The organism is Streptomyces sp. RKAG293 (assembly GCF_023701745.1).
GTDB lineage: Bacteria > Actinomycetota > Actinomycetes > Streptomycetales > Streptomycetaceae > Actinacidiphila.
In genome coordinates this window covers 3,403,642-3,428,501 of sequence record NZ_JAJOZB010000001.1, presented here as the reverse complement: position 1 = coordinate 3,428,501, position 24,860 = coordinate 3,403,642, and the positions used below count along the sequence as shown (strand labels likewise).

At 69.6% G+C, this 24,860-nt stretch carries 19 protein-coding genes; 16 read left to right on the top strand and 3 right to left on the bottom strand.

Annotation, left to right across the window (positions count from 1 at the left end):
* Positions 1-168: 168 nt before the first annotated feature.
* The 4 genes from tig to clpX all read left to right on the top strand — a co-directional run bounded on the left by tig (position 169) and on the right by clpX (position 4,648).
* Complete coding sequence (gene tig, locus LNW72_RS15205) at positions 169-1,578, top strand: trigger factor (protein WP_250975909.1); 1,410 nt, start codon at positions 169-171, stop codon at positions 1,576-1,578.
* Positions 1,579-1,840: 262 nt separating this feature from the next.
* Positions 1,841-2,446: an ATP-dependent Clp protease proteolytic subunit gene (locus LNW72_RS15200; protein ID WP_164295743.1), complete on the top strand. Its 606-nt coding sequence runs from the start codon at positions 1,841-1,843 to the stop codon at positions 2,444-2,446.
* Between the two features lie 106 nt (positions 2,447-2,552).
* The gene (locus LNW72_RS15195) at positions 2,553-3,191 is read left to right on the top strand and encodes an ATP-dependent Clp protease proteolytic subunit (RefSeq protein ID WP_250980164.1); all 639 of its coding nucleotides are present in this window, start codon (positions 2,553-2,555) and stop codon (positions 3,189-3,191) included.
* Positions 3,192-3,364: 173 nt separating this feature from the next.
* The gene (clpX, locus tag LNW72_RS15190) at positions 3,365-4,648 is read left to right on the top strand and encodes an ATP-dependent Clp protease ATP-binding subunit ClpX (protein WP_138357760.1); all 1,284 of its coding nucleotides are present in this window, start codon (positions 3,365-3,367) and stop codon (positions 4,646-4,648) included.
* An 83-nt stretch (positions 4,649-4,731) separates the two neighbouring features.
* On the opposite strand, the gene LNW72_RS15185 is transcribed toward clpX, so the two are convergent.
* Positions 4,732-5,535, bottom strand: coding sequence for a hypothetical protein (locus tag LNW72_RS15185; RefSeq protein WP_250975908.1), 804 nt, complete (start codon positions 5,533-5,535; stop codon positions 4,732-4,734).
* 84 nt (positions 5,536-5,619) lie between these two features.
* On the bottom strand, positions 5,620-6,561 hold the full coding sequence (locus tag LNW72_RS15180) for a hypothetical protein (RefSeq protein ID WP_250975907.1): 942 nt from the start codon (positions 6,559-6,561) through the stop codon (positions 5,620-5,622).
* 121 nt (positions 6,562-6,682) lie between these two features.
* Between LNW72_RS15180 and LNW72_RS15175 the strand changes: the two genes are divergently transcribed.
* The 11 genes from LNW72_RS15175 to LNW72_RS15125 all read left to right on the top strand — a co-directional run bounded on the left by LNW72_RS15175 (position 6,683) and on the right by LNW72_RS15125 (position 21,953).
* Positions 6,683-9,313, top strand: coding sequence for a valine--tRNA ligase (locus tag LNW72_RS15175; protein ID WP_250975906.1), 2,631 nt, complete (start codon positions 6,683-6,685; stop codon positions 9,311-9,313).
* A gap of 187 nt (positions 9,314-9,500) precedes the next feature.
* Entirely contained in the window at positions 9,501-10,988 is a 1,488-nt protein-coding gene (locus tag LNW72_RS15170) for a folylpolyglutamate synthase/dihydrofolate synthase family protein (protein ID WP_250980163.1), read from the top strand.
* Positions 10,989-10,997: 9 nt separating this feature from the next.
* Entirely contained in the window at positions 10,998-11,333 is a 336-nt protein-coding gene (locus LNW72_RS15165; protein ID WP_250975905.1) for a DUF4233 domain-containing protein, read from the top strand.
* A 50-nt stretch (positions 11,334-11,383) separates the two neighbouring features.
* Positions 11,384-11,797: a nucleoside-diphosphate kinase gene (ndk, locus tag LNW72_RS15160; protein WP_138357754.1), complete on the top strand. Its 414-nt coding sequence runs from the start codon at positions 11,384-11,386 to the stop codon at positions 11,795-11,797.
* A gap of 310 nt (positions 11,798-12,107) precedes the next feature.
* The gene (locus tag LNW72_RS15155) at positions 12,108-13,133 is read left to right on the top strand and encodes a rod shape-determining protein (protein WP_250980162.1); all 1,026 of its coding nucleotides are present in this window, start codon (positions 12,108-12,110) and stop codon (positions 13,131-13,133) included.
* A 128-nt stretch (positions 13,134-13,261) separates the two neighbouring features.
* A complete protein-coding gene (gene mreC / locus LNW72_RS15150; protein WP_250975904.1) occupies positions 13,262-14,209 on the top strand; it encodes a rod shape-determining protein MreC in 948 nt (315 codons plus the stop codon).
* A gap of 2 nt (positions 14,210-14,211) precedes the next feature.
* A complete protein-coding gene (gene mreD, locus LNW72_RS15145; protein ID WP_250975903.1) occupies positions 14,212-14,841 on the top strand; it encodes a rod shape-determining protein MreD in 630 nt (209 codons plus the stop codon).
* 75 nt (positions 14,842-14,916) lie between these two features.
* Positions 14,917-17,130, top strand: coding sequence for a penicillin-binding protein 2 (gene mrdA, locus LNW72_RS15140; RefSeq protein WP_250975902.1), 2,214 nt, complete (start codon positions 14,917-14,919; stop codon positions 17,128-17,130).
* Positions 17,127-18,323, top strand: a complete 1,197-nt coding sequence (gene rodA / locus LNW72_RS15135; RefSeq protein ID WP_250975901.1) for a rod shape-determining protein RodA — start codon at positions 17,127-17,129, stop codon at positions 18,321-18,323. Before mrdA ends, rodA begins: the two co-directional genes overlap by 4 nt.
* A gap of 83 nt (positions 18,324-18,406) precedes the next feature.
* Positions 18,407-19,927: a CYTH and CHAD domain-containing protein gene (locus LNW72_RS15130; protein WP_250975900.1), complete on the top strand. Its 1,521-nt coding sequence runs from the start codon at positions 18,407-18,409 to the stop codon at positions 19,925-19,927.
* Between the two features lie 100 nt (positions 19,928-20,027).
* Positions 20,028-21,953 (top strand): TIGR03960 family B12-binding radical SAM protein, encoded by a 1,926-nt coding sequence (locus LNW72_RS15125; RefSeq protein WP_250975899.1) that lies wholly within the window; start codon positions 20,028-20,030, stop codon positions 21,951-21,953.
* Positions 21,954-21,976: 23 nt separating this feature from the next.
* Here the strand turns inward: LNW72_RS15125 and LNW72_RS15120 are convergent, their stop codons facing one another.
* Positions 21,977-23,170, bottom strand: a complete 1,194-nt coding sequence (locus LNW72_RS15120; protein ID WP_250975898.1) for an ROK family protein — start codon at positions 23,168-23,170, stop codon at positions 21,977-21,979.
* Positions 23,171-23,316: 146 nt separating this feature from the next.
* Between LNW72_RS15120 and LNW72_RS15115 the strand changes: the two genes are divergently transcribed.
* Positions 23,317-24,783 (top strand): APC family permease, encoded by a 1,467-nt coding sequence (locus LNW72_RS15115; RefSeq protein WP_250975897.1) that lies wholly within the window; start codon positions 23,317-23,319, stop codon positions 24,781-24,783.
* The last annotated feature ends 77 nt before the right edge of the window (positions 24,784-24,860 follow it).

Here is a 24,860-nt window from a genome sequence, read left to right as displayed (position 1 = left end):
GTGCCCGTCGTACCGGTACTATGCAATGGCGCCTGTATACGGGGCGACGTAGGGGCGCAGTCCCCGAGTAGTACGTCTCGTCGGCCGCCGGTTCCGCTCACATGGTGGGAACCGGGTGTTGGCGCGATTCTCTAAAGCCCCTGATGTCAGCCCCAAGGAGACCCAACCGTGAAGAGCGCCGTCGAGACTCTGAACCCGACCCGGGTTCGACTCACTGTCGAGGTGCCCTTCGAGGAGCTCAAGCCCAGCCTCGACGCGGCCTACAAGAAGATCAACCAGCAGGTCACGGTGCCGGGCTTCCGTAAGGGCAAGATCCCCGCGCGCGTCATCGACCAGCGGTTCGGTCGCGGCTCGGTCCTCGAAGAGGCCATCAACGACGCACTCCCGAAGTTCTACACGGAGGCTGTCAGCGAGGGTGAGCTGAACGTTCTCGGCCAGCCCGACGTCGACATCACCGAGTTCAACGACGGCCAGGACCTCAAGTTCACCGCAGAGGTCGACATCCGTCCGGCGATCGAGATCCCGGACTACTCCGGCATCGAGGTCACCGTCGACGCCCTTGAGGTGTCGGACGAGGACATCGACAAGTCGCTGGAGCAGCTCCGCGAGCGCTTCGCCTCGACCTCCCCGGTCGAGCGCGCCGCCGCCGAGGGCGATGTCGTGGTCCTGGACCTCGAAGCGTCCGTGGACGGCGAGGTCCTCGAGGACGGCGTCGCCAAGGGCATCAGCTACACCATCGGCTCCGGCCAGCTGCTCGAGGGCATCGACGAGGCCGTCATCGGTCTCGAGGCCGGCGGCACCGCCACCTTCGACTCCGAGCTCAAGGGCGGCTCCGCCGCCGGCAAGACCTCGTCGGTCAAGGTGGACGTGACGTCCGTCCAGGCCCGTGAGCTGCCCGAGCTGGACGACGACTTCGCCCAGCTGGCGAGCGAGTTCGACACCCTCGAGGAGCTGCGCGCGGACAGCGTCAAGCGCCTCGAGAACATGAAGCGTTACGACCAGGCCACCCAGGCCCAGGAGAAGGTGCTCGACGCCCTCCTGGAGCTGGTCGAGGTCCCGATGCCGGAGAAGCTGCTGGCGGACGAGATCCAGACCCGCAAGCACAACCTGGAGCACCACCAGTTCCCGGCCATGGGCCTGGACTGGGACGGCTACCTGGAGCGCGAGGGCAAGACCGCCGAGGAGCACGACGCGGAGCTCGGCGCGCAGGCCACCAAGGGCATCAAGACCCAGTTCATCCTGGATGAGCTGGTCTCCAAGGAGCAGCTGTCGGTCAACCAGGAGGAGCTCACCGAGCACCTCATGCGCCGCGCCGCCTCCTCGGGCATGAGCCCGGACCAGTTCGCCCAGGCCGTCGTCGAAGGCGGCCAGGTGCCGATGCTCGTCGGCGAGGTCGCCCGCGGCAAGGCGCTCGCGGTGGTCGTCGAGGCCGCCAAGGTCACCGACACCAACGGTGAGACGGTCGACCTGGACGACGAGGTCGAGGACGAGGGTGCTGTGACGGTGGAGGCCGGCTCCGACGAGGAGACCGCCACCGATGCCGAGGACGCCGTCGAGGCGACCTCCGACAAGGCCTGACCTGTTCGCACGACGGGCCCGGACGCGAAGCCGCGTTCGGGCCCGTTTTGCTTACCCGGGCGTCGAGCCTGCGCTCACAGCGAACAGTTTCGCGTAGGGGATTGCTGGGCCCCACCTGCGCGTTAGGGTCCAAGTAGGGATGCTGGGGGACTGACCCCCGAAGCCGCCCGAGAACACCCGAAGACGCGAAGACGCGAAGACGAAGACGCTGAGACGGCCCCGGGCCGTCCGACAACGAGCAGGTGGATACGTGACGACTCCGATGCCTTCCGCCGCCGGCGAGCCGACCATCGGTGGACTCGGCGACCAGGTCTACAACCGACTGCTCAACGAGCGGATCATCTTCCTCGGCCAGGCGGTCGACGACGATATCGCCAACAAGATCACCGCGCAGCTGCTCCTTCTCGCCGCTGACCCGGACAAGGACATCTACCTCTACATCAACTCGCCCGGCGGCTCCGTGACGGCCGGCATGGCGATCTACGACACGATGCAGTTCATCAAGAACGACGTCGTGACGATCGCCATGGGCCTCGCCGCCTCGATGGGTCAGTTCCTGCTCACCGCGGGCACGCCCGGCAAGCGCTTCGCGCTGCCGAACACCCGGATCCTGATGCACCAGCCCTCCGCCGGTCTGGGTGGCTCCGCCACCGACATCAAGATCCAGGCCGAGCAGCTGCTGCACACCAAGCGGCGGATGGCCGAGCTCATCGCGCAGCACAGCGGCCAGAGCGTCGAGCAGATCACCAAGGACTCCGACCGCGACCGCTGGTTCTCGGCCGAGGAGGCCACCGCGTACGGCCTGCTGGACGGGGTCATGCTCACCGCCTCCGGCGTTCCGGGTGGTGGCGGCACCGGGGCTGTCTGAGCACCTCAGGCCCCCTCCGCCGAACCCGCCCAGCCCACTGCTCATCACCAGGACGGTGAAAGTGAACTCCCTGAATTTCCCCGGTAGCGGCCTCTACGAGCGCACGATGGCCGAGGCGCCAGGTGTGCTCGGCGCCGAGGCCCGCTACATCATTCCGCGCTTCGTCGAGCGCACCTCGCAGGGCGTGCGCGAGTACGACCCGTACGCGAAGCTCTTCGAGGAGCGCGTGATCTTCCTCGGCGTGCAGATCGACGACGCCTCGGCCAACGACGTCATGGCGCAGCTGCTGTGCCTGGAGTCGATGGACCCGGACCGCGACATCTCCGTCTATATCAACTCGCCCGGTGGCTCGTTCACGGCCCTCACGGCCATCTACGACACCATGCAGTTCGTGAAGCCGGACATCCAGACGGTCTGCATGGGCCAGGCGGCCTCCGCCGCGGCCGTGCTGCTCGCGGCCGGCAGCCCCGGCAAGCGGATGGCGCTGCCGAACGCCCGGATCCTGATCCACCAGCCGTACAGCGAGACCGGCCGGGGTCAGGTCTCCGACCTGGAGATCGCGGCCAACGAGATCATCCGGATGCGCGCGCAGCTGGAGGAGATGCTCGCCAAGCACTCCACCACGCCGATCGATCAGATCCGCGAGGACATCGAGCGCGACAAGATCCTGACCGCCGAGGAAGCCCTCGCGTACGGTCTGGTCGACCAGATCGTCTCCACCCGTAAGACCTCCGCGTCGGTCTGACGGGCAGGTCGCGGTACCCCTGCGGGGCACCGTAGTGCGGAAGCGTTACCGCCCTCCTTGGACTGAGTAGGTCCAAGGGGGGCCCGCACGGGGGGCGCGGCAAGGTACCGTCGATGAGAGAAGCACCAGGTTCCGTTGGACTAGGCGGATCCCAGGCGAAGGGGAAACACCTCGTGGCACGCATCGGTGACGGCGGCGACCTGCTCAAGTGCTCGTTCTGCGGCAAGAGCCAGAAGCAGGTGAAGAAGCTCATCGCAGGGCCTGGTGTGTACATCTGCGATGAGTGCATCGATCTCTGCAACGAGATCATCGAGGAGGAGCTGGCCGAGTCCTCCGAAGTGCGGTGGGAGGATCTGCCCAAGCCTCGGGAGATCTACGAGTTCCTGGAGAGCTACGTCGTCGGCCAGGAGCCGGCGAAGAAGGCCCTCTCGGTCGCGGTCTACAACCATTACAAGCGGGTGCAGGCCGGTGAGAACAACGGCCGGGGCCACGACGACGCCATCGAGCTCGCCAAGTCCAACATCCTGCTCCTCGGTCCCACCGGATCCGGCAAGACGCTGCTCGCGCAGACCCTCGCCCGGATGCTGAACGTGCCGTTCGCCATCGCCGACGCCACCGCGCTCACCGAGGCGGGCTACGTCGGCGAGGACGTCGAGAACATCCTGCTCAAGCTGATCCAGGCGGCCGACTACGACGTCAAGAAGGCCGAGACCGGGATCATCTACATCGACGAGATCGACAAGGTCGCTCGCAAGAGTGAAAATCCTTCGATCACGCGGGATGTGTCCGGTGAGGGCGTTCAGCAGGCGCTGCTGAAGATCCTGGAAGGCACGACGGCCTCGGTGCCGCCGCAGGGCGGGCGCAAGCACCCGCACCAGGAGTTCATCCAGATCGACACCACGAACGTGCTGTTCATCGTGGGCGGTGCCTTCGCGGGCCTGGAGAAGATCATCGAATCGCGGGCCGGCGCCAAGGGCATCGGCTTCGGCGCGACGATCCGCTCCAAGCGCGAGATCCAGGCCGCGAACCAGTTCCAGGAGATCATGCCGGAGGACCTGGTGAAGTTCGGGATGATTCCCGAGTTCATCGGCCGGCTACCGGTCATCACCTCCGTCCACAACCTTGACCGCGAGGCGCTGCTGCAGATCCTCGTGGAGCCGAAGAACGCACTGGTGAAGCAGTACCAGAAGCTCTTCGAACTCGACGGTGTGGAGCTGGAGTTCGAGCACAGCGCGCTGGAAGCCATCGCCGACCAGGCGATCCTCCGCCAGACCGGCGCGCGCGGGCTGCGCGCCATCATGGAGGAGGTGCTGATGTCCGTGATGTACGAGGTGCCGTCCCGCAAGGACGTCGCCCGTGTCGTCATCACCGACGAGGTCGTGCACTCCAACGTCAACCCGACCTTGGTGCCGCGTGAGCCGCGCATCATCGGCAAGGGCGAGCAGAAGAGCGCCTAGCGCTCGGCGGACAGACACCGAAGGGGGCGCCCGGCAACTGCCGGGCGCCCCCTTCGCGTTGTGCGGCTACCGCACGGGTGCGGCTACTTCTTGACGCGGATCTCGCTGCGGATCTTGGCCGTGGTGTTCGCCCAGTCGGCGGCCGAGGGCGGCGTGGACGTACCGCTGAGGTCGATGTTGATGTACATCGAGATCATCACGGTGCTGTCGTCGCCCCAGACGCAGTAGGGCATGGACGAGCCGCCACCGGCGCACTTCATCACGGTGCCGTCGAATCCGGCGGGGTGCTGCTCGGTGGCCTCGGAGCCGCTCTTGCTGAGACCGCTCGACAGGATCTTGTCGACCGCAGCCTTGGGGTCCGTGACGTTGCCTTCGCCGCCGGAGAGGGAGACCGTCTCCTTGTCCGACTTGTACGTTCCCCGCACGCTGGTCGGGTCGGTGATGCCGGCGTCCGACTTGCCCGTCTCAGGGGTGCCGATGTTCTCCGACGACTTGGTGTACTTGCCGTCGGCGATCTTCTCCGGGAAGGCGATCTTGTAGCCGCCGCCACTGCCGCTGGAACCGCCACTGGTGGCGAAGTAGATGCCCCCGCCGATCGCGGCGAGCACCACGACGCCGATCACCACAGGGACGGCCTTGCTCTTGCCCTGCGGCGGCTGCGGCGGGTATCCGGGCTGCTGGCCCGGCTGCTGGCCGTTCCAGCCCTGCTGCGGCTGCGGCTGCTGGGGCTGCTGCGGGTAACCCTGCTGCTGCGGCCAGCCCTGCTGCTGGGGCTGCTGCGGCTGCTGGGGGTAGCCGCCGTACCCGGGCTGGGGCGGCTGCTGGCCGTAGGGCTGCTGCGGCTGCTGCGGCTGGCCGTAACCCGGCGGCGGCTGGTTGTAGCTCATGTGTGGTGCTTCCCCTCGTGGAACGTACGTCTTGCTTCGTGTGGCCGGGTACCGCTACGCGGTCACGGTCTGCCGCGCCGCGGTCTACTTGATCTCGACGCGCGCGTCCTTGCGCACCTTCGCGGTGGTGGCCGCGGTGTCGCTGATGCTGGGGCCGCTGCCGGTGAGAGCGGCGATCGGGTCGACGACCATGACCATGGCCACGGTGCTGCGGTCGGACCAGATGCACAGCGGAACGTCCGCGCTCTTCACCGGCGAGGTGCTGGTGGTGGGCGCCTTGAACCGGACGATCTGGCACTTCATGACGGCGCCGCCGTCGAGCCCGTCCGGGGTGACCTTCTCCGGGGTCCCGACCAGCTCGGCGTCACCCTCCTTGGTGATGTCCTGCGTGCCGCTGACGAAGAGCGCGTCCACCTCCCTCCCGGGATCGGCGACCGTGCCCCACACGCCCCTGAACAGCATCTTCTTCTTGGTGCTGCTCTCGTAACTGCCGCCCGCCGGAGCCGGGTTGGCGACTCCGGGCACCTTGTTCATCTCGGTCTTGCTGTCGTCGTCCAGCGGGTCCTTGAGCTGGAAGTCACCGGCGACGGTCTGCGGAGCGGTCAGCTTGTACTTCTTGCCGTCGTCGCTGCCGCTGCCCTTGGTGCCGCCCGTGGTGCCGCCGCTGCTGCTGACTGTGCCCTTGTCCTTGTCGTCCCCGCTGCCGAGGAGCGCGAAGGCGCCACCGCCGATCGCGGCGACGACGACCACGGCGGCGATGACGATCCACACCGTGTTCTTCTTCCCGGGCGGCGGCTGCGGCGGATAGCCGCCGAAGCCCTGCTGCGGCTGCTGTCCGTACGGGCCGGGCTGCGGGGGGACCTGCTGCGCCGGGTAGCCGTACCCGGGCTGCTGAGGCGGCTGACCGTAGCCGCCCGGCTGGGGCTGGCCGTATCCGCCGGGCTGCTGCGGCTGCTGCGGCTGCTGCCCGTAGGGGTTCGGCTGCCCGCCGTAGCCGGGATCGGGCGGCGGTTGGTTGTAGCTCATATGACTCGTCCCCTCCGTAAACGACCGTGCACCCATCCTTCCGGATGTCTTACCCGCCGCTTACGCCGGGCCCGCTACGGCTTCGTAACGAGCGGTGCGGGGGCGCCCGTAGAATGGCCGGGTGACCGACAACTCTCAGCGCAGCCCCCATGGCGGGCCGAACAGCACCCCCGAACTGCCGACCGCGTACGTGCCGGCCGAGGTAGAGGGGAAGCTGTACGAGCGCTGGGTGGAGCGTGGGTACTTCGAGGCCGACGCCAAGAGCGACAAGCCGCCGTACACGATCGTCATCCCGCCGCCGAACGTGACGGGCAGCCTGCACCTGGGCCACGCCTTCGAGCACACGATCATCGACTCCCTGACCCGCCGCAAGCGGATGCAGGGGTACGAGACGCTGTGGCAGCCCGGCATGGACCACGCGGGCATCGCCACCCAGAACGTCGTCGAGCGCGAGCTGGCCAAGGAGGGCAAGTCCCGCCACGACCTGGGCCGCGAGGCGTTCGTCGAGAAGGTCTGGCAGTGGAAGGAAGAGTCCGGCGGCCAGATCTCCGGCCAGATGCGCCGGCTCGGCGACGGCGTCGACTGGTCGCGCGAGCGCTTCACCATGGACGAGGGACTGTCACGGTCCGTCCAGACGATCTTCAAGAAGCTCTTCGACGACGAGCTGATCTACCGCGCCGAGCGCATCATCAACTGGTGCCCGCGCTGTCTGACCGCCATCTCGGACATCGAGGTGGAGTACCAGGACGACGACGGCGAGCTCGTCTCGATCCGCTACGGCGAGGGCGACAACGCCATCGTCGTCGCCACCACCCGCGCCGAGACGATGCTCGGTGACACCGCCGTCGCCGTGCACCCGGGCGACGAGCGCTACGCGCACCTGGTCGGCACCGAGATCGAGCTGCCGCTCACCGGCCGCCGCATCCCGATCGTCGCGGACGAGCACGTGGACCCGGAGTTCGGCACCGGCGCCGTCAAGGTGACCCCGGCGCACGACCCGAACGACTTCGAGATCGGCCGCCGGCACGACCTGCCGAACCTCAGCGTCATGAACGAGCGGGCGATCATCACCGTCCCGGGCCCGTTCGAGGGCCTGGACCGGCTCGAAGCCCGCAGTGCCATCGTGGCGGCCCTGCGCGCCGAGGGCCGCATCGTCGCCGAGAAGCGCCCGTACCAGCACTCCGTGGGGCACTGCTCGCGCTGCAAGACGACCATCGAGCCGCGGCTGTCGCTGCAGTGGTGGGTCAAGGTCGGCCCGCTGGCGCAGGCCGCCGGTGACGCGGTCCGCGACGGCCGGGTGAAGATCCACCCCAAGGAGATGGAGTCCCGCTACTTCAGCTGGGTCGACAACCTCCACGACTGGTGCATCTCGCGCCAGCTCTGGTGGGGCCACCGCATCCCGGTCTGGTACGGCCCGGCCGGCGAGGTCGTCTGCGTCGGACCGGACGAGCAGCCCCCGGCCGGTGAGGGCTGGACGCAGGACACCGACGTGCTCGACACGTGGTTCTCGTCGGGCCTGTGGCCGTTCTCGACGCTGGGCTGGCCCGAGCAGACGGAGTCGCTGGAGAAGTTCTATCCCAACTCGGTGCTGGTCACCGGCTACGACATCCTCTTCTTCTGGGTCGCCCGGATGATGATGTTCGGCCTGTACGCGATGGACGGCACCCCGCCGTTCCACACCATCGCCCTGCACGGCATGGTCCGCGACCAGTTCGGCAAGAAGATGTCGAAGTCCTTCGGCAACGCGGTCAACCCGCTGGACTGGATGGACACTTACGGCTCCGACGCCGTCCGCTTCACCCTGGCGCGCGGCGCCAACCCCGGTGTCGACGTGCCGATCGGTGAGGACTGGGTCCAGGCGTCCCGCAACTTCACCAACAAGATCTGGAACGCGACGCGCTTCGCGCTCATGAACGGCGCGACGGTCGAGGGTGAACTCCCGCCCGCCGAGGAGATGTCGGCCACCGACCGCTGGGTGCTGTCCCGGCTCAACACGGTCGTCGCCGAAGTGGACGCGCTGTACGAGGACTACCAGTTCTCCAAGCTCTCCGAGGCGCTCTACCACTTCGCGTGGGACGAGGTCTTCGACTGGTACGTCGAGCTGTCGAAGACCACCTTCTTCGCGGGCGGCCGCGGCGCCGAGGTCTCCGGCCGGGTGCTCGGCGAGGTGCTGGACGTGCTGCTGCGGCTGCTGCACCCGGTGGTCCCGTTCGTCACCGAGACCCTGTGGACCACGCTCACCGGTGCAGAGTCGGTCGTCATCGCCGACTGGCCGAAGGACAGCGGTTTCCGGGACGCGGCGGCCGAGAAGGAGATCGCCGGCGTCCAGCGGGTGGTCACCGAGGTCCGCCGGTTCCGCGCCGACCAGGGCCTGCAGCCCGGCCAGAAGGTCCCCGCGCAGCTCACGCTGCCGGGCGCGCTGGCGGCCCACGAGGCGCCCATCCGCCAGCTGCTGCGTCTGCAGCCGGCCGGTGACGAGTTCAGCGCCACCGCGACCCTCCCGGTCGCCGGCGGCACCGTCGCGCTGGACCTGTCCGGCACGATCGACGTCGAGGCCGAGCGCAAGCGGCTGACCAAGGACATCGGGCTGGCCGAGAAGGAGAAGGCGCAGGCGCTGGGCAAGCTCGGCAACGAGGCGTTCCTCGCCAAGGCGCCCGAGCCCGTCGTGGACAAGATCCGGGTCCGGCTGGCGGCGGCCGAGGCGGACATCGCCCGCATCACCGCCCAGCTGGACGCCCTGCCGCTGAGCTGAGCCGCGGCACCACCCGGACCTCCTGGACGCGGGGCCGGCCCGTTCGCCACGGGCCGGCCCCGCGTCCGCCGCGTTCTCCGGGGGCGCGCGGGCCGCCGCCCGCTCACCCGGGCATGTGGACCCGCACCGGCTCCGTAGACTGGGCGGCGTGAGCGAGCACCCCCAGAACGACGACGCGGCAGCAAACCTGTTCGACGAGACTCCGGACGACGACGCCCCCGACGGCGGGCCCGTCCGGGAAGCCGACATGGCGGTGATCGAGGCAGGCAGCCGTACCCTGCGCACGCCCGTCCCGCTCACGCCGGACGACGGCGTACCGGCCCCGCCCAAGGACCCCGAGACCGAGCGTGAGCTGCGGGAGATCGAGGGGGAGCTGACCGGGCGCTGGCCCGAGACGAAGCTGGAGCCGTCGCTCGACCGGATGACCGCACTCATGGACATCCTGGGCGAGCCGCAGCGCACCTACCCGGCCATCCACATCACCGGCACCAACGGCAAGACCAGCACCGCCCGCATGGTCGAGCAGCTGCTGCTCGGCTTCCATCTGCGCACCGGCCGCTACACCAGCCCGCACGTGCAGGCGATGACGGAGCGGATCAGCCTGGACGGGCAGCCGATCAGCGCCGAGAAGTTCATCGAGACGTACCGCGACATCCAGCCGTACATCGAGATGACGGACAACGCGCAGCCGCACCGGCTGTCGTTCTTCGAGGTGCTCACCGCGATGGCCTACGCGGCCTTCGCCGATGCCCCCGTCGATGTCGCGGTCGTCGAGGTCGGCATGGGCGGCAGCTGGGACGCCACCAACGTGATCGACGGCTCGGTCGCCGTCGTCACTCCGATCGCGCTCGACCACACCGACCGGCTGGGCACGACGCCCGGCGAGATCGCCGTGGAGAAGTCCGGGATCATCAAGAAGGACGCGACCGTCGTGCTGTCCCAGCAGCCCGTCGACGCCGCGACCGTGCTGCTCAAGCACGCCGTCGAGGTCGACGCGACGGTGGCCCGCGAGGGCATGGAGTTCGGGGTCGTGCACCGTGAGATCGCGGTCGGCGGCCAGCTGCTGACGCTGCGCGGGCTCGGTGGCGAGTACGAGCAGATCTTCCTGCCGCTGCACGGCGAGCACCAGGCGCAGAACGCCGCGGTCGCGCTGGCGGCCGTCGAGGCGTTCTTCGGCATCGGCACCACCCGGGTCGGCTCGCTGGACATCGACACCATCCGCGGTGCCTTCGCGTCCGTCACGTCGCCGGGCCGCCTGGAGATCATCCGGCGCAGCCCCACCGTCGTCCTGGACGCCGCGCACAACCCGGCCGGCGCACGGGCGGCGGCGGCCGCGGTCAGTGAGGTCTTCGACTTCACCCATCTGGTGGGCGTCGTCGGTCCGAGTGCGGAGAAGGACGTCCGCGGGCTGCTGGAGGCGTTCGAGCCGGTGTTCTCCGAGGTCGTGGTGACCCGGAACTCGACCAGCCGGGCGATGGACGTGGACGCGCTGGCGGCGCTGGCCGTCGAGGTCTTCGGCGACGACCGGGTGCAGGTCGAGGCGCGGCTGGACGACGCCATCGAGGCCGCGATCACCCTCGCCGAGGACGAGGGCGCGTACTCGGGGGCGGGCGTGCTGGTCACCGGATCGGTGTTCACCGTGGGAGAGGCCCGGCTGCTGCTGGGCCGGAAGTGAGGCGGCACGATGCGGACCCTGTGCGCGAGCACCCTGATCGGTGAGTTCTTCGTGATCGGTTTCGCCGGTCTCGTCGCGATGAAGCAGGACGACCTGACGGCCGGCACCGTGTGGGCGGTGTGCGGTGCGGGGATGCTGCTGTGCGTGCTGCTGTGCGGCATGCTGTCCCGCCCCGGCGCCCTCACGATCGGCTGGGCGCTGCAGATCGCCCTGGTCGTGAGCGGCTACTGGGTCGGGACGATGTACTTCCTGGGCGTGGTCTTCGCGGCCCTGTGGTGGGCCTCCATCCACTTCGGCCGGAAGATCGACGAGGCCAAGGCGAGGCACTCGGCGCAGGTGGCCTGACCACGCCTTGTAATGTCGTCATACCCGTCACCGTCAGTAGGAGCCGTACCGTGAGCCAGCGCACCCTTGTCCTTCTCAAGCCGGACGCCGTCCGCCGCGGCCTGATCGGCGAGATCATCGGCCGGATCGAGCGCAAGGCAGGCTGGACGATCGGCGCCCTCGAACTGCGCACGCTCGATCTCGGCACCCTGGAGCAGCACTACGCCGAGCACGTCGGCCGCCCGTTCTACGAGCCGCTGATGGAGTTCATGGCCTCGGGCCCGTCCGTCGCGCTGGTCGTCGAGGGCGAGCGCGTCGTCGAGGGCGTACGGGCGCTGGCCGGCCCCACCGACCCGATCGCCGCCGCCCCCGGATCCATTCGCGGGGATTTCGGCAGCATCGTGCGCGAGAACCTCATCCACGCCTCGGACTCCCCGGAGTCCGCCGAGCGTGAGATCAAGCTCTTCTTCCCGGGCCTGGTCTGAACAATCGGCCCGCCGTCCCGCTTCCGGGTGTATGTGCCGACCGGCCGTACCCCCTCTGACCTGCGGTGCAGGCTCGCCGACTGACGTCCAATCAGCTCAGAGGCGACCGGAGAAATCCGGTCGCCTCTGGCATATGCAACGCTTTATCGGGAACCAATCTCTCCGACACGTCGTCACCATTACCAGCGGACGCTGTGTGTTCTGATGACAATGACGTCGGAACCCCGGACCCCGTGCCCCGTGGGGCGCGACTACGATGGAATCTCCGCTCAAGCTCGGGAAGGCCAGACGTATCCACATGGCGAACAACATGTCGTTCATCGGCCGTGACATGGCTGTCGACCTCGGGACTGCCAACACGCTGGTGTACGTCAGGGGTCGCGGGATCGTCCTCAACGAGCCCTCGGTCGTCGCCATCAACACGAACACCGGCGGCATTCTGGCGGTCGGCGCCGAGGCCAAGAAGATGATCGGCCGCACCCCGGGAAACATCGTCGCGGTCCGCCCGCTGAAGGACGGCGTCATCGCCGACTTCGAGATCACCGAGCGGATGCTGCGCTACTTCATTCTCAAGATCCACAAGCGTCGTTATCTGGCCCGGCCCCGCGTCGTCGTCTGCGTGCCCTCCGGTATCACCGGGGTCGAGCGACGCGCCGTCATCGAGGCCACCACCCAGGCCGGTGCCCGCCAGGTGCACATCATCGAGGAGCCGATGGCCGCCGCGATCGGCGCCGGGCTCCCGGTCCACGAGGCCACCGGCAACATGGTGGTCGACATCGGCGGCGGCACCACCGAGGTCGCCGTGATCTCCCTCGGCGGCATCGTCACCGCGCAGTCCATCAGGGTCGCCGGCGACGAGCTGGACAGCTCGATCATCCAGCACATCAAGAAGGAGTACAGCCTCCTGCTCGGCGAACGCAGCGCGGAGCAGATCAAGCTCACCATCGGGTCGGCCTTCGACCCGAAGCTGGAGAAGGACGAGCACACCGAGATCCGTGGCCGGGACCTGGTCAGCGGCCTGCCCAAGACGGTGGTGATCTCGGCCGCCGAGGTCCGCAAGGCCATCGAGGAGCCGGTCAACGCGATCGTCGACGCGGTCAAGACGACGCTCGACAAGTGCCCGCCCGAGCTCTCCGGCGACATCATGGACCGTGGCATCGTGCTGGCCGGCGGGGGAGCGATGCTCCGCGGGCTGGACGAGCGACTGCGGCACGAGACCGGAATGCCCATCCACATCGCGGAATCCCCGCTGGACTGCGTGGCGCTCGGCGCCGGCAAGTGCGTCGAGGAGTTCGAGGCGTTGCAGCAGGTTCTGGACGCCCAGCCGCGCAGATGAGTTCGCACGGTCCTGCGTGCGGGTGACTGCCCGCCGGCCCGCGGGATCGTTCTCACTGCGTCACACACTTCGACCGGCCGGGGACCGCAGCCGACCGGTCCGTTCGAGGAAGGCACGGACTGGCGCCCGTGAGGGACACACGAGAGAGCCGGCTTCTGCTGGTGCTGTTGATCGCGATCGCGTTCGCACTGATCACCGTGGACATCCGCGGAGGCGAACAGTCACCGATGGACGGCCCCCGACAGGCGGCGGCCTCGGCCTTCGGACCTGTCGAAAAGGGTGTGGCGTCCGCCGTCGACCCGGTCGGCAACGCGATCTCCGCGGTGCGCGACTCCGGGGGACGGCACAGCACGATCAGCCGCCTGGAACGCGAGAACGCGGAGCTCAAGCAGCAGCTCGGCAGCAAGGACATCACCCGCAACAAGGCCCGTGAACTGGACCAGCTCCTGAAGACCGCGGGAGCCGGCCAGTACGCGATCAAGGGCGCTCAGATCATCGCCATAGGAGCCGCCCAGGGATTCTCCTGGACGGTCACCATCGACGCCGGAAGCGCTGACGGAGTCCTCCGCGATCAGACCGTCATCAACGGCGACGGCCTGGTCGGACGGGTCACCACCGTCGGACCCTCCACCTCCACCGTGCTGCTCGCCAACGACCCGGACTTCACCGTCGGGACCCGGATGGAGGGCTCGATGGAACTGGGCTTCGCGACCGGCCAGGGCGACCGGCCGATGCGCGTCCAGCTGCTCAACGGCAAGGCCAAGGTGAGCAAGGGCGACCGGCTGGTCACCTTCGGCTCGCAGGCCGGCAAGCCGTTCGTACCCGGCGTCCCGGTCGGCAGGGTCGTCGCGATCGACCCGTCCGCGGGCAGCCTGACCCGTACGGTCCAGGTCGAGCCGTACGTCGGCTTCTCCCGGCTCGACATCGTCGGCGTCGTCGTCGAGGGTCCGCGCACGGACCCGCGCGACAGCGTGCTGCCGCCCAAGCCCACGCCGTCGCCCACCGCGGCCAAGGTCGCCCCGCCGGCGCGGAAGCCGGGCGCCACCCCTTCCGGTGCGCCCACCACCAGGAGCTGACCATGCGACTCAACCGGATCCTGCTCTCCACCGTCCTGGTCGTCGTCGCGATGGTCGTCCAGGTCAGCGTGCTGGCCCGGCTGCACCTGCCCGGCGCGGTACCCGACCTGCTGCTGCTCACCGTGCTCGGCCTCGCGCTGACCTACGGCCACGTCGGCGGCTCGCTGGTCGGCTTCGGCGCCGGCATGCTCGCCGACCTCGCACCGCCCGCCGACCACGCCGTGGGCCGGTACGCACTCGTGCTGTGCGTCATCGGCTATCTGGCGGGCCTCGCCAAGCCGGAGACCGGGCAGCTGCGGACCGCCGCCATGCCGATGCTCGTCGTCGTCGCGGCGGCGATCGGCGGCACCCTGCTCTACGCGGGCGTCGGCGCCCTCGTCGGCGACACCGCCGGGGCCCACGTGGGCCTCGCCAAGCTGCTGTTCACCGCGGCCGTCTACGACCTGCTGCTCGCCCCGTTCATCGTCCCGCTGGTGATGGCACTGGCCAGACGCTTCGACAACGATCCGCTCGCCGAGGACGCGGCCGGCGGCTACGGCAGCCGCATCGGCAGCCAGCGCGCCGGACTGCTCGGCCGGGTCGGCCGCGGCAGCCGGGTCGGCTCCATCGCCAAGGGAGGCCGCCGACTGTGAGCGCCCACCCTCCCCTGGCCTCCGGCATGGGGCACCCCACCGCCACGAATCCCGCGAGGAAGGCGCAGCGCGCCGATGTCTAACATTCCCGAGACCGGCCGCACCTCCCGCGTCACGATCCGCCTGGTCATCCTGCAGATCCTGGTCTTCTCGCTGCTGCTCACCCTCGGCGGACGGCTGTGGTACCTGCAGATCCGCAACGGTGACGAGTACACCGAGAAGGCCGCCAGCAACCACATCCAGCAGGTCGTCACCCCCGCGGTCCGCGGGGCGATCCTGGACGCGCGCGGTGTGCCCATCGCCGACAACGAGACCCGGCTGGTGGTCTCCGCCAGCCGCACCGAGCTGCTCAAGCAGAAGGACGACGGCAAGGCCGTCCTCACCCGGCTCGCCGCGGTGCTGGCCATGCCGCCCGCCGACGTCATCGCCAAGGTCCGGCTCTGCGACGCCAAGACCCCCCAGCCCTGCTGGAACGGTTCGCCGTACCAGCCGATCCCGATCACCGACAAGGCCACCACCCAGCAGGCGCTGCAGATCATGGAGCGCCGCGAGGACTTCCCCGGGGTGACCGCGGAGCCGACCGCCGTCCGCCGCTACCCGGCGCCGAGCAAGGCGAACGCCGCGCAGGTGCTCGGCTACCTCTCGCCCGTCACGGACGACGAGATCACCTCCTCGCAGAAGAACGGCACCCCGCTGCTGCGCTCGGACCAGGTCGGCCGCTCCGGCCTGGAGCGCCAGTACGACGCGGCGCTGCGCGGTACGGCGGGTGTGACCCGCTACGAGGTGGACAACCTCGGCCGGGTGATCGGCCGGGCGGGCGACACGCCCGCGGAACCCGGCGCCAACCTGGTGACCAGCATCGACTCGCGCGTCCAGGCCGTCGCCGAGAAGGAGCTGAACGACGCGATGGTGGAGGCCCGCAAGACCTTCGACACCGTCACCGGCACCAACTACAAGGCCGACTCGGGCGCGGTCACCGTCATGGACGTGCACACCGGCCAGGTCATCGCGATGGCCAGCGCACCGACGTACGACCCGAACGCGTGGGTCGGCGGCATCTCCCCGGCCAGCTACAAGCAGCTGACCGGCAAGGACTCGAACTACCCGCTGCTGAACCGGGCCATCCAGGGCCTGTCGGCGCCCGGCTCGACCTTCAAGGTGATCTCCACGTCGGCTGCCGTCAACGCCGGATACCCGCTCGACGGCGCCTACCCCTGCACCTCGTCGATGACCATCGGCGGCCGCCTGTTCAAGAACTTCGAGGGCGAGAGCTTCGGCGCGATCAACCTCGGCAAGGCGCTGGAGATCTCCTGCGACACCGTCTTCTACGGCCTCTCGTACAACCAGTGGCTCGCGGACGGCGGCACCAAGCCCAAGAACCCCAAGGACTTCTTCTACAAGACCGCCCACCAGTTCGGCCTGGGCGCCAAGACCGGCATCGACCTGCCGGGCGAGGTCAAGGGCCGGGTCCCCGACCGCCAGTGGAAGCAGGCCTACTACGAGGCCAACGTGGACTACTGGTGCCGGGAGGGGAAGACCAACAAGCAGGACTACGCGACGCAGATCGCCCGTGAGAACTGCGTGGACGGCAATGTGATGCGCGCCGGTGACTCGGTCAACTTCGCGATCGGCCAGGGCGACACCCTCGTCACCCCGGTCCAGATGGCGCGGATCTACTCGGCCCTCGCCAACGGCGGCACGCTCTACCAGCCGACCATAGGGAAGGCGATCGTCAGCGCCGACGGCAAGACGGTCAAGCCCATCGCGCCCAAGGCCACCGGCAAGCTGCCGGACAGCGCCGAGACCCTGAAGTACATCAACCAGGCCACCGCCGGCGTCATCACCAGCGGTACCGCCGCCTGGCGCTTCGCCGGCTGGCCGCAGGACAAGATCCAGCTGCACGCCAAGACCGGTACCGCGGAGGTCGACGGCAAGCAGACGACGTCCTGGCTGACGACGTACACCAAGGACTACGCGATCGTCATGACGATCTCGCAGGGCGGCACCGGCTCCGGCGGTTCGGGCCCCGCGATCCGCAAGATCTACGAGGCGATGTACGGCATCCAGGCCAACGGCTCGATCGACAACAAGAAGGCGCTGCTGCCGACCCCCGAGACGAAGCTGCCGAAGTTCACCGACGACGGCTCCGTCGTCCGGGCCGCGTCCGCCGTCACCACCTTCGCCCCGTCGTCCGGCGCACCCTCCGTGCCCGCCGGCGGCCCGGTGCTCGCCGCGCTCACTCCCGGCCGCGACGACAAGCTCCTGCTGGGCCGGAGGTACCTCTCATGAGCGCCAGCGGCTACACGATCCGCCGCTTCACCCCGGAACGCAGCACCCTGGGCAAACTGCTCGCCCGGGACTCGATACTGCGCCGGATGGACTGGGTCCTGCTGGGCTCCGCGCTCGCGCTGTCGGCGATCGGCACGCTGCTCGTCTACTCGGCGACCCGCGGGCGCACCAACCTCACCCACGGCGACCAGTACTACTTCCTGCTGCGCCATCTGATGAACACCGGCATCGGCCTCGGCCTCGCCGCGGGCGTCGTGGCGCTGGGACACCGCCGGCTGCGCGGCGTCGTGCCGGTGCTCTACGTGATCTCGGTGCTGCTGATCCTGTCGGTGCTCAGCCCGCTGGGCACCACGATCAACGGCGCGCACTCATGGATCGTGATCGGCGGCGGCTTCTCGCTGCAGCCGTCCGAGTTCGTGAAGATCACCATCATCCTGACCATGGCGATGCTGCTGTCGGCCCGGGTGGACGCGGGCGACCGCGTGCACCCCGACCACCGCACCGTCCTCCAGGCCCTGACCTGGGCGGCGCTGCCCATCGCGATCATCATGCTGATGCCGGACCTCGGCTCGGTGATGGTGATGGCGGTGATCATCCTCGGGGTGCTGCTCGCCTCCGGCGCCTCCAACCGCTGGGTGCTGGGCCTGATCTCGGCGGGCGCCGTGGGCGCCGGGCTGATCTGGCAGCTCGGCGTGCTCGACAAGTACCAGGTCGACCGGTTCGCGGCGTTCGCCAACCCCGCCCTGGACCCCGCGGGCGTCGGCTACAACACCCACCAGGCGCTCATCGCGATCGGCTCCGGCGGCCTGTTCGGCAAGGGGCTCTTCCACGGCAGCCAGACCACCGGCCAGTTCGTGCCCGAGCAGCAGACCGACTTCGTCTTCACCGTCGCCGGCGAGGAGCTCGGCTTCGTCGGGGCCGCCCTGATCATCGTCCTGCTCGGGCTGATCGTCTGGCGGGCCTGCGCGATCGCCCGCAGCGCCACCGACCTGTACGGCACGATCGTCGCGGCCGGCATCGTCGCCTGGTTCGCGTTCCAGGCGTTCGAGAACATCGGGATGACGCTCGGCATCATGCCGGTCGCCGGCCTGCCGCTGCCCTTCGTGTCGTACGGCGGCTCGTCGATGTTCGCGATCTGGATCGCCATCGGACTGCTGCAGGCGGTCCGGATACAGCGCCCGATGTCCGCCTGATCGCCGCCACCGGCCGGAACGAACCGGCCGGTGGCAAGGTACGCACCATTGCCCGCAGCGGAACCCGCGACTACGTTCCCTTCATGGGCAAGCGTGTGCGGGAGACCGAGCGCAAGTACGAAGCGGACGGCCGGTTCGAGCCGCCCGATCTCAGCGGGCTGCCCAAGGTCTTCAGCAGCTGTGTCCTGGATCCGGCGGAACTCGACGCCGTCTACTTCGACACCGAGGACCTGCGCCTCGCGGCCCGCAGGATCACCCTGCGCCGCCGCACCGGCGGGGACGACGCCGGCTGGCATCTGAAACTGCCGACCACCGAGGCCGACACCCGCACCGAGGTGCACGCCCCGCTCGGACGCGCGACCCGCACCGTCCCGAAGGACCTGGCCGCCGAGGTGGCCGTGCACACCCGGGGGCGGCGGCTGATCCCCGTCGTGCGGCTCAAGAACCACCGCGAACGGCAGCATCTGCTGGACGCGGCGGGGGAGCCCCTGGCGGAGATCGCCCATGATCACGTCACCGCGCAGCTGCTGGGAGCCGGACCGGCGAACAGGGCCGTGGCGATCACCTGGACCGAGTTCGAGGTCGAGCTCGTCGGCGGCAAGCCCGCGCTCCTCGACGCCGTCGAGCAGCGGCTGGCCGCCGCGGGCCTGCACCGGTCGGACTCGCCCTCCAAGCTCGCCCGCGCCCTCGGCGACCGGCTGACGGCCGCGACCGTCCCGCCGGGACCGCCCGCCGAGCTCCGCACCGCAGGAGACGCGGCGCTGGCCTATCTGCACGAGCAGCTGCGGGCCCTCATCACCCTCGACCCCGAGGTCCGGCGGGCCGAGCCCGACGCCGTGCACCAGATGCGGGTCGCGGCCCGGCGCGCCCGCAGCGCGCTGAAGACCTTCCGCCGGGAGCTGGACCGGGTGGTGACCGACCCGGTCGGCGAGGAGCTGAAGTGGCTCGGCGCGGTGCTGGGCACGGAACGCGACCGGGAGGTGCTGGCCGAGCGGCTGCAGGAGCGGCTCGCGGAGCTCGCCCCGGACCTGATCGACGAAACGCTGCGCAGCCGGCTGCTCGCGGAGGGCACCAAGGCACACGGCGAGACGCACGCCGCCGTGCTGCGGGTGCTCGGCGGCCCGCACTACTTCCAGGTGCTGGACACCGTCGAGGCACTGCTCGCGGACCCGCCGTACCTGGAGGGCGCGAAGGCGCCCGCGACGCCCGCGGTGCAGAAGGCCGTACGCCGGGACCACCGCCGGCTGCGGAGGCTGATCGAGGCCGCCATGGCCGTCGAACGCGGTCAGGAGCGCGATCTGGCGCTGCACGAGGCCCGCAAGGCGGCCAAGCGCGCCCGCTACTGCGCCGAGGCCGCCCGCCCGGTGCTCGGCTCCCCGGCGAAGGACCACACCGCCCGGATGAAGTCCGTGCAGCAGCTGCTGGGCGAACACCAGGACAGTGTGATGTGCCGGGTCGCGATCGCCCGGCTGGCGGAGGAGGCCGTAGCGGCGGGCGAGAGCGCCTTCCCGTACGGCGCGCTCAGCCAGCTGGAACGGGCCCGCGCGATCGAGGTGGAGGAGCAGCTCCCCGACCGCTGGCGCGAGGCCGACTTCCGGCCGTGACCCGGTGCGGCGCACAGCCGGGATTTCCACGGGGCGAGGGTGACTCCGAAGGCGCGCTAGTCTTGAGGGTCCCCCTGCCCGCTGATGAAAGACATCTCTGATGCCTGTCGAGTCGGTCTTCCCCCGTCTGGAAGCGCTTCTCCCGCACGTCCAGAAGCCCATCCAGTACGTCGGTGGGGAGCTGAACTCCACCGTCAAGGACTGGGACGCCTGCGATGTGCGCTGGGCGCTGATGTACCCGGACGCGTACGAGGTCGGGCTGCCCAACCAGGGCGTCATGATTCTTTACGAGGTGCTCAACGAGCGTGAGGGCGTCCTCGCCGAGCGCACGTACAGCGTGTGGCCCGACCTGGAGGCCCTGATGCGTGAGCACCGGGTCCCGCAGTTCACGGTCGACGCGCACCGTCCGGTCAAGGCGTTCGACGTGTTCGGCCTGAGCTTCTCGACCGAGCTCGGCTACACCAACATGCTCACCGCGCTCGACCTCGCCGGCATCCCGCTCAACGCCGCCGACCGCACCCTCGACGACCCGATCGTGCTCGCGGGCGGCCACGCGGCCTTCAACCCGGAGCCGGTCGCGGAGTTCATCGACGCCGCGGTGATCGGCGACGGTGAGCAGGCCGTGCTGGCGATCACCGACATCGTCCGCGCGTGGAAGGCCGAGGGCCGTCCCGGCGGCCGTGACGAGGTGCTCTTCCGGCTCGCGAAGACCGGCGGGGTGTACGTCCCCCGGTTCTACGACGTCGAATACCTGGAGGACGGCCGGATCTCCCGCGTCGTCCCCAACCGCTCGGGCGTGCCGTGGCGGGTGTCCAAGCACACCGTCATGGACCTCGACGAGTGGCCCTACCCGAAGCAGCCGCTGGTCCCGCTCGCGGAGACCGTCCACGAGCGGATGTCCGTCGAGATCTTCCGCGGCTGCACCCGCGGCTGCCGTTTCTGCCAGGCCGGCATGATCACGCGCCCCGTGCGGGAGCGAAGCATCACCGGCATCGGCGAGATGGTCGAGAAGGGCCTCAAGGCGACCGGCTTCGAGGAGGTCGGGCTGCTCTCGCTCTCCTCGGCGGACCACAGCGAGATCGGCGAGATCGCCAAGGGCCTCGCGGACCGCTACACGGAGGACAAGGTCGGCCTGTCGCTGCCCTCCACCCGCGTCGACGCGTTCAACATCGACCTCGCCAACGAGCTGACCCGCAACGGGCGCCGGTCCGGCCTCACGTTCGCCCCCGAGGGCGGCAGTGAGCGCATCCGGAAGGTCATCAACAAGATGGTCTCGGAGGAGGACCTGATCCGTACGGTCGCCACCGCGTACGGCAACGGCTGGCGCCAGGTGAAGCTGTACTTCATGGTCGGGCTCCCCACCGAGACCGACGAGGACGTCCTGCAGATCGCCGACATGGCGCGCAACGTCATCCAGAAGGGCCGCGAGGTCACCGGGCAGAACGACATCCGCTGCACGGTCTCCATCGGCGGTTTCGTCCCCAAGCCGCACACCCCGTTCCAGTGGGCGGGCCAGCTCGGCGTCGAGGAGACCGACGCCCGGCTCGCCAAGCTGCGGGACGCCATCCGCAACGACAAGAAGTACGGCCGCAACATCGGCTTCCGCTACCACGACGGCAAGCCCGGCATCGTCGAGGGCATGCTCTCCCGCGGCGACCGCCGGATCGGCGCGGTCATCCGCGCGGTGTACGAGGACGGCGGCCGCTTCGACGGCTGGCGCGAGCACTTCAGCTACGACCGCTGGATGCGGGCCGTCGACAAGGCGCTCCCCGGCACCGGCGTCGACCTGGACTGGTACACCACCCGCGAGCGCACCGAGGAAGAGGTCCTGCCCTGGGACCACCTGGACTCGGGCCTCGACAAGGACTGGCTCTGGCAGGACTGGCAGGAGTCGCTGGACGAGACCGAGGTCGAGGACTGCCGCTGGACCCCGTGCTTCGACTGCGGCGTCTGCCCCCAGCTCGACCTGGACATCCAGATCGGCCCGACGGGCAAGAAGCTGCTCCCGCTGACGGTCGTCAAGTAACAACCGCAGCGGTCGGCGTCGTCCTAGGACGACGCCGACCGCTGTTCGAACACCACGTCCCGCGCGGTCCCGAGCGCCGTTGCCACCGCGCCGAGTACCACCGCGTCCTCGCCCAGCCCGCTCGGAACGACCTTCGGTCGTAGCGGTGTCAGCGCCCGCAGGGTGTCCCGGACCGTGCTCAGCAGCAGGTCCGCGCTGTGCCCCACGCCCCCGCCCAGCACCACCAGGTCCGGGTCGAGCACCGCCGCCACCGCCGCCACCGTGTGCGCGAGCCGTTCGCCCTCCTGGCGGACGGCGGCCACGGCCGCGACGTCCCCGGCCCGTGCCGCGTCGAAGACGTCCTTGGCGGTGAGCGGGCCGCTCATGCCCAGCCCGCGGGCGGCCTGGACGACGGCGTCGGCCGCCACCGCGCCCTCCAGGGTGTCCGGGGTGTCCGGCCGGTGGTGGCCGGGGCCAGCCCACGGCAGATAGCCGATCTCGCCCGCCGCGCCGTGCGCACCGGTGAACAGCCGGCCCTCGGAGACCACGCCCATGCCGAGGCCGGTGCCGATCATCACGTAGACGAAGAGCCTGCTGCCCGCGCCGACACCGAAGGTGTACTCGCCGAGCGCGGCCAGGTTGGCGTCGTTGTGGACGGCCAGCGGTACGCCGAGTTCGTCCCGCATCCGGTCGAAGAGGCCGGCCCGGCCCCAGCCGGGCAGGTGCTGGGCGTAGCGGACCCGGCGCTGCGCCTCGTCGTACACGCCGGGGGTGCCGACCACCGCGTGGGCGACCTTGGCGGGGGCGACGCCGGAGTCGGCGACGACCTGGTGGGAGGTGGCGACCACGAGGTCGGCCATCGCGGCGGAGCTGCGGGCGCGGTTGCGGACGTCGGCGCGGGCGACGACCGTTCCGTCGAGGTCGGCGAGTGCGACCCGCAGCCACGCGCGGCCGATGTCGATGCCGAGCGCGTAGCCGGCGGAGGCGTCGGGGGCGTAGAGCACGGCGACGCGGCCGCGTTCGGGGGTGTGCAGCCCGGCTTCGCGGACCAGACCGGCCAGTTCGAGGAAGGCGAGGGCGCTGGAGACCGTCGGCTTGGACAGGCCGGTCTCGCGGGCGAGTTGGGCGCGGGAGGCGACACCGCCGGTCCGCAGCCGCTCCAGCAGGAGCCGCTCGTTGCTGCTGCGCAGTCGCTGCCGGTTCCAGGGCTGTTCCGCACCGCCGTCGCTGCTGCTCATCGAACCATTCTCATGCATATCGCCGTGACCCCTTGACGCATCAAGTAAAGGTACTTAACTTAAGCACGCCCGGCGCCGAGGCGAACCCCTGCACTGGCGAAACGGCAGTCCGCTCCCCGTCCCCGTCACCTGCCCAGGGAGGCACCGTGTCCGGCTCCCCGCCACCCGCCGGCGGCTTTGTCCGCCGCATCGGCCTGTTCCAGGCCACCGCCATCAACATGAGCCAGATGTGCGGCATCGGACCCTTCGTCACCATCCCCCTGATGGTCGCCGCGTTCGGCGGGCCGCAGGCCGTGATCGGCTTCCTGGCCGGTGCCGTGCTGGCCCTGGCCGACGGTCTGATCTGGGCCGAGATGGGCGCGGCGATGCCCGGTTCCGGCGGCTCGTACGTCTACCTCCGGCAGGCGTTCCAGTACCGCTCGGGCAAGCTCATGCCGTTCCTGTTCGTCTGGACGGCCATGCTCTTCATACCGCTGATCATGTCCACCGGAGTCGTCGGCTTCGTCCAGTACCTCGGCTATCTGGCCCCCGACATGGGCCAGAACGCGGGGGACGCCGTCGGTCTCGGCATGATCGCGCTCGTCGTCCTGCTGCTGTGGCGCGGCATCGAGCACATCGCCCGGATCACCGCCGTCATGTGGTGCGTGATGATCCTGTCGGTCGCGCTCGTCATCCTCGCCGCGTTCACGCACTTCGACGCGGACCTGGCCTTCACCTACCCCGCGCACGCCTTCGAACTGACCAGCCACACCTTCTGGATCGGCTTCGCCGCGGGCCTCACCATCGGCATCTACGACTACCTCGGCTACAACACCACCGCGTACATGGGCGCCGAGATCAAGGACCCCGGGCGCATCCTGCCGCGCTCCATCATCTTCTCGATCCTCGGCATCATGGGGATCTACCTGCTGCTCCAGATCGGCACCCTCGGCGTCATCGACTGGCACCGGATGCTCAACGCCGACGACATCGCCTCCTCGTCGGTCGCCTCCGCGGTCATGGAGAAGACCTGGGGCAAGGGCGCCGCCGACACCGTCACGGTCCTCATCCTCATCACGGCCTTCGCCTCGGTCTTCACCGGACTCCTCGGCGGCTCCCGGGTGCCCTACGACGCGGCCCGTGACCGCGTCTTCTTCCGCCAGTACGGGAAGCTGCACGCCAAGCACCGCTTCCCGATGCTGGGCCTGGCCACCATGGGCGTCATCACGGCGATCGGCTTCCTCATCGGCCGCCACACCGATCTGGCCACCCTCATCCAGCTGCTCACCACCGTCATGGTGATCGTCCAGGCGCTCGCGCAGATCCTCGCCGTCTCGGTGCTGCGCCGCCGCCAGCCCGGTCTGCACCGGCCGTACAAGATGTGGCTCTACCCGCTGCCGAGCTTCATCGCCCTCGTCGGCTGGCTGGTGATCTACGGCTACGCGGACAAGAACTCGCCCGGCCGTCACCCCATCGAGTGGTCCCTGGCGTGGGTCGCCCTCGGCTGCGTCGCCTTCTTCCTCTGGGCCCGCTTCGAGAAGGTCTGGCCGTTCGGGCCGAAGGAGATCACCGAGGAGTACCTCCAGGGGATCGACCCCGACACCGAGCAGAACACCGCGCCGGCGGCCGTCTGACGGGCACGGGGACGTAGGGCGGGGCCCCGGGCGCACGGACCGGGGCCCCTCCGCTTCTGGGTTCCGGCCGGCGTCCC

What these genes read in the sequence shown, in the direction of transcription:
- LNW72_RS15200 (WP_164295743.1), top strand. Translation starts at nt 1,841, where the DNA reads ATGCCTTCCGCCGCCGGCGAGCCGACCATCGGTGGACTCGGCGACCAG.
- LNW72_RS15195 (WP_250980164.1), top strand. Translation starts at nt 2,553, where the DNA reads ATGGCCGAGGCGCCAGGTGTGCTCGGCGCCGAGGCCCGCTACATCATT.
- LNW72_RS15185 (WP_250975908.1), bottom strand. Translation starts at nt 5,535, where the DNA reads ATGAGCTACAACCAGCCGCCGCCGGGTTACGGCCAGCCGCAGCAGCCG.
- LNW72_RS15180 (WP_250975907.1), bottom strand. Translation starts at nt 6,561, where the DNA reads ATGAGCTACAACCAACCGCCGCCCGATCCCGGCTACGGCGGGCAGCCG.
- LNW72_RS15165 (WP_250975905.1), top strand. Translation starts at nt 10,998, where the DNA reads ATGCGGACCCTGTGCGCGAGCACCCTGATCGGTGAGTTCTTCGTGATC.
- LNW72_RS15155 (WP_250980162.1), top strand. Translation starts at nt 12,108, where the DNA reads ATGTCGTTCATCGGCCGTGACATGGCTGTCGACCTCGGGACTGCCAAC.
- mreD (WP_250975903.1), top strand. Translation starts at nt 14,212, where the DNA reads ATGCGACTCAACCGGATCCTGCTCTCCACCGTCCTGGTCGTCGTCGCG.
- mrdA (WP_250975902.1), top strand. Translation starts at nt 14,917, where the DNA reads ATGTCTAACATTCCCGAGACCGGCCGCACCTCCCGCGTCACGATCCGC.
- rodA (WP_250975901.1), top strand. Translation starts at nt 17,127, where the DNA reads ATGAGCGCCAGCGGCTACACGATCCGCCGCTTCACCCCGGAACGCAGC.
- LNW72_RS15130 (WP_250975900.1), top strand. Translation starts at nt 18,407, where the DNA reads ATGGGCAAGCGTGTGCGGGAGACCGAGCGCAAGTACGAAGCGGACGGC.
- LNW72_RS15125 (WP_250975899.1), top strand. Translation starts at nt 20,028, where the DNA reads ATGCCTGTCGAGTCGGTCTTCCCCCGTCTGGAAGCGCTTCTCCCGCAC.
- LNW72_RS15120 (WP_250975898.1), bottom strand. Translation starts at nt 23,170, where the DNA reads ATGAGCAGCAGCGACGGCGGTGCGGAACAGCCCTGGAACCGGCAGCGA.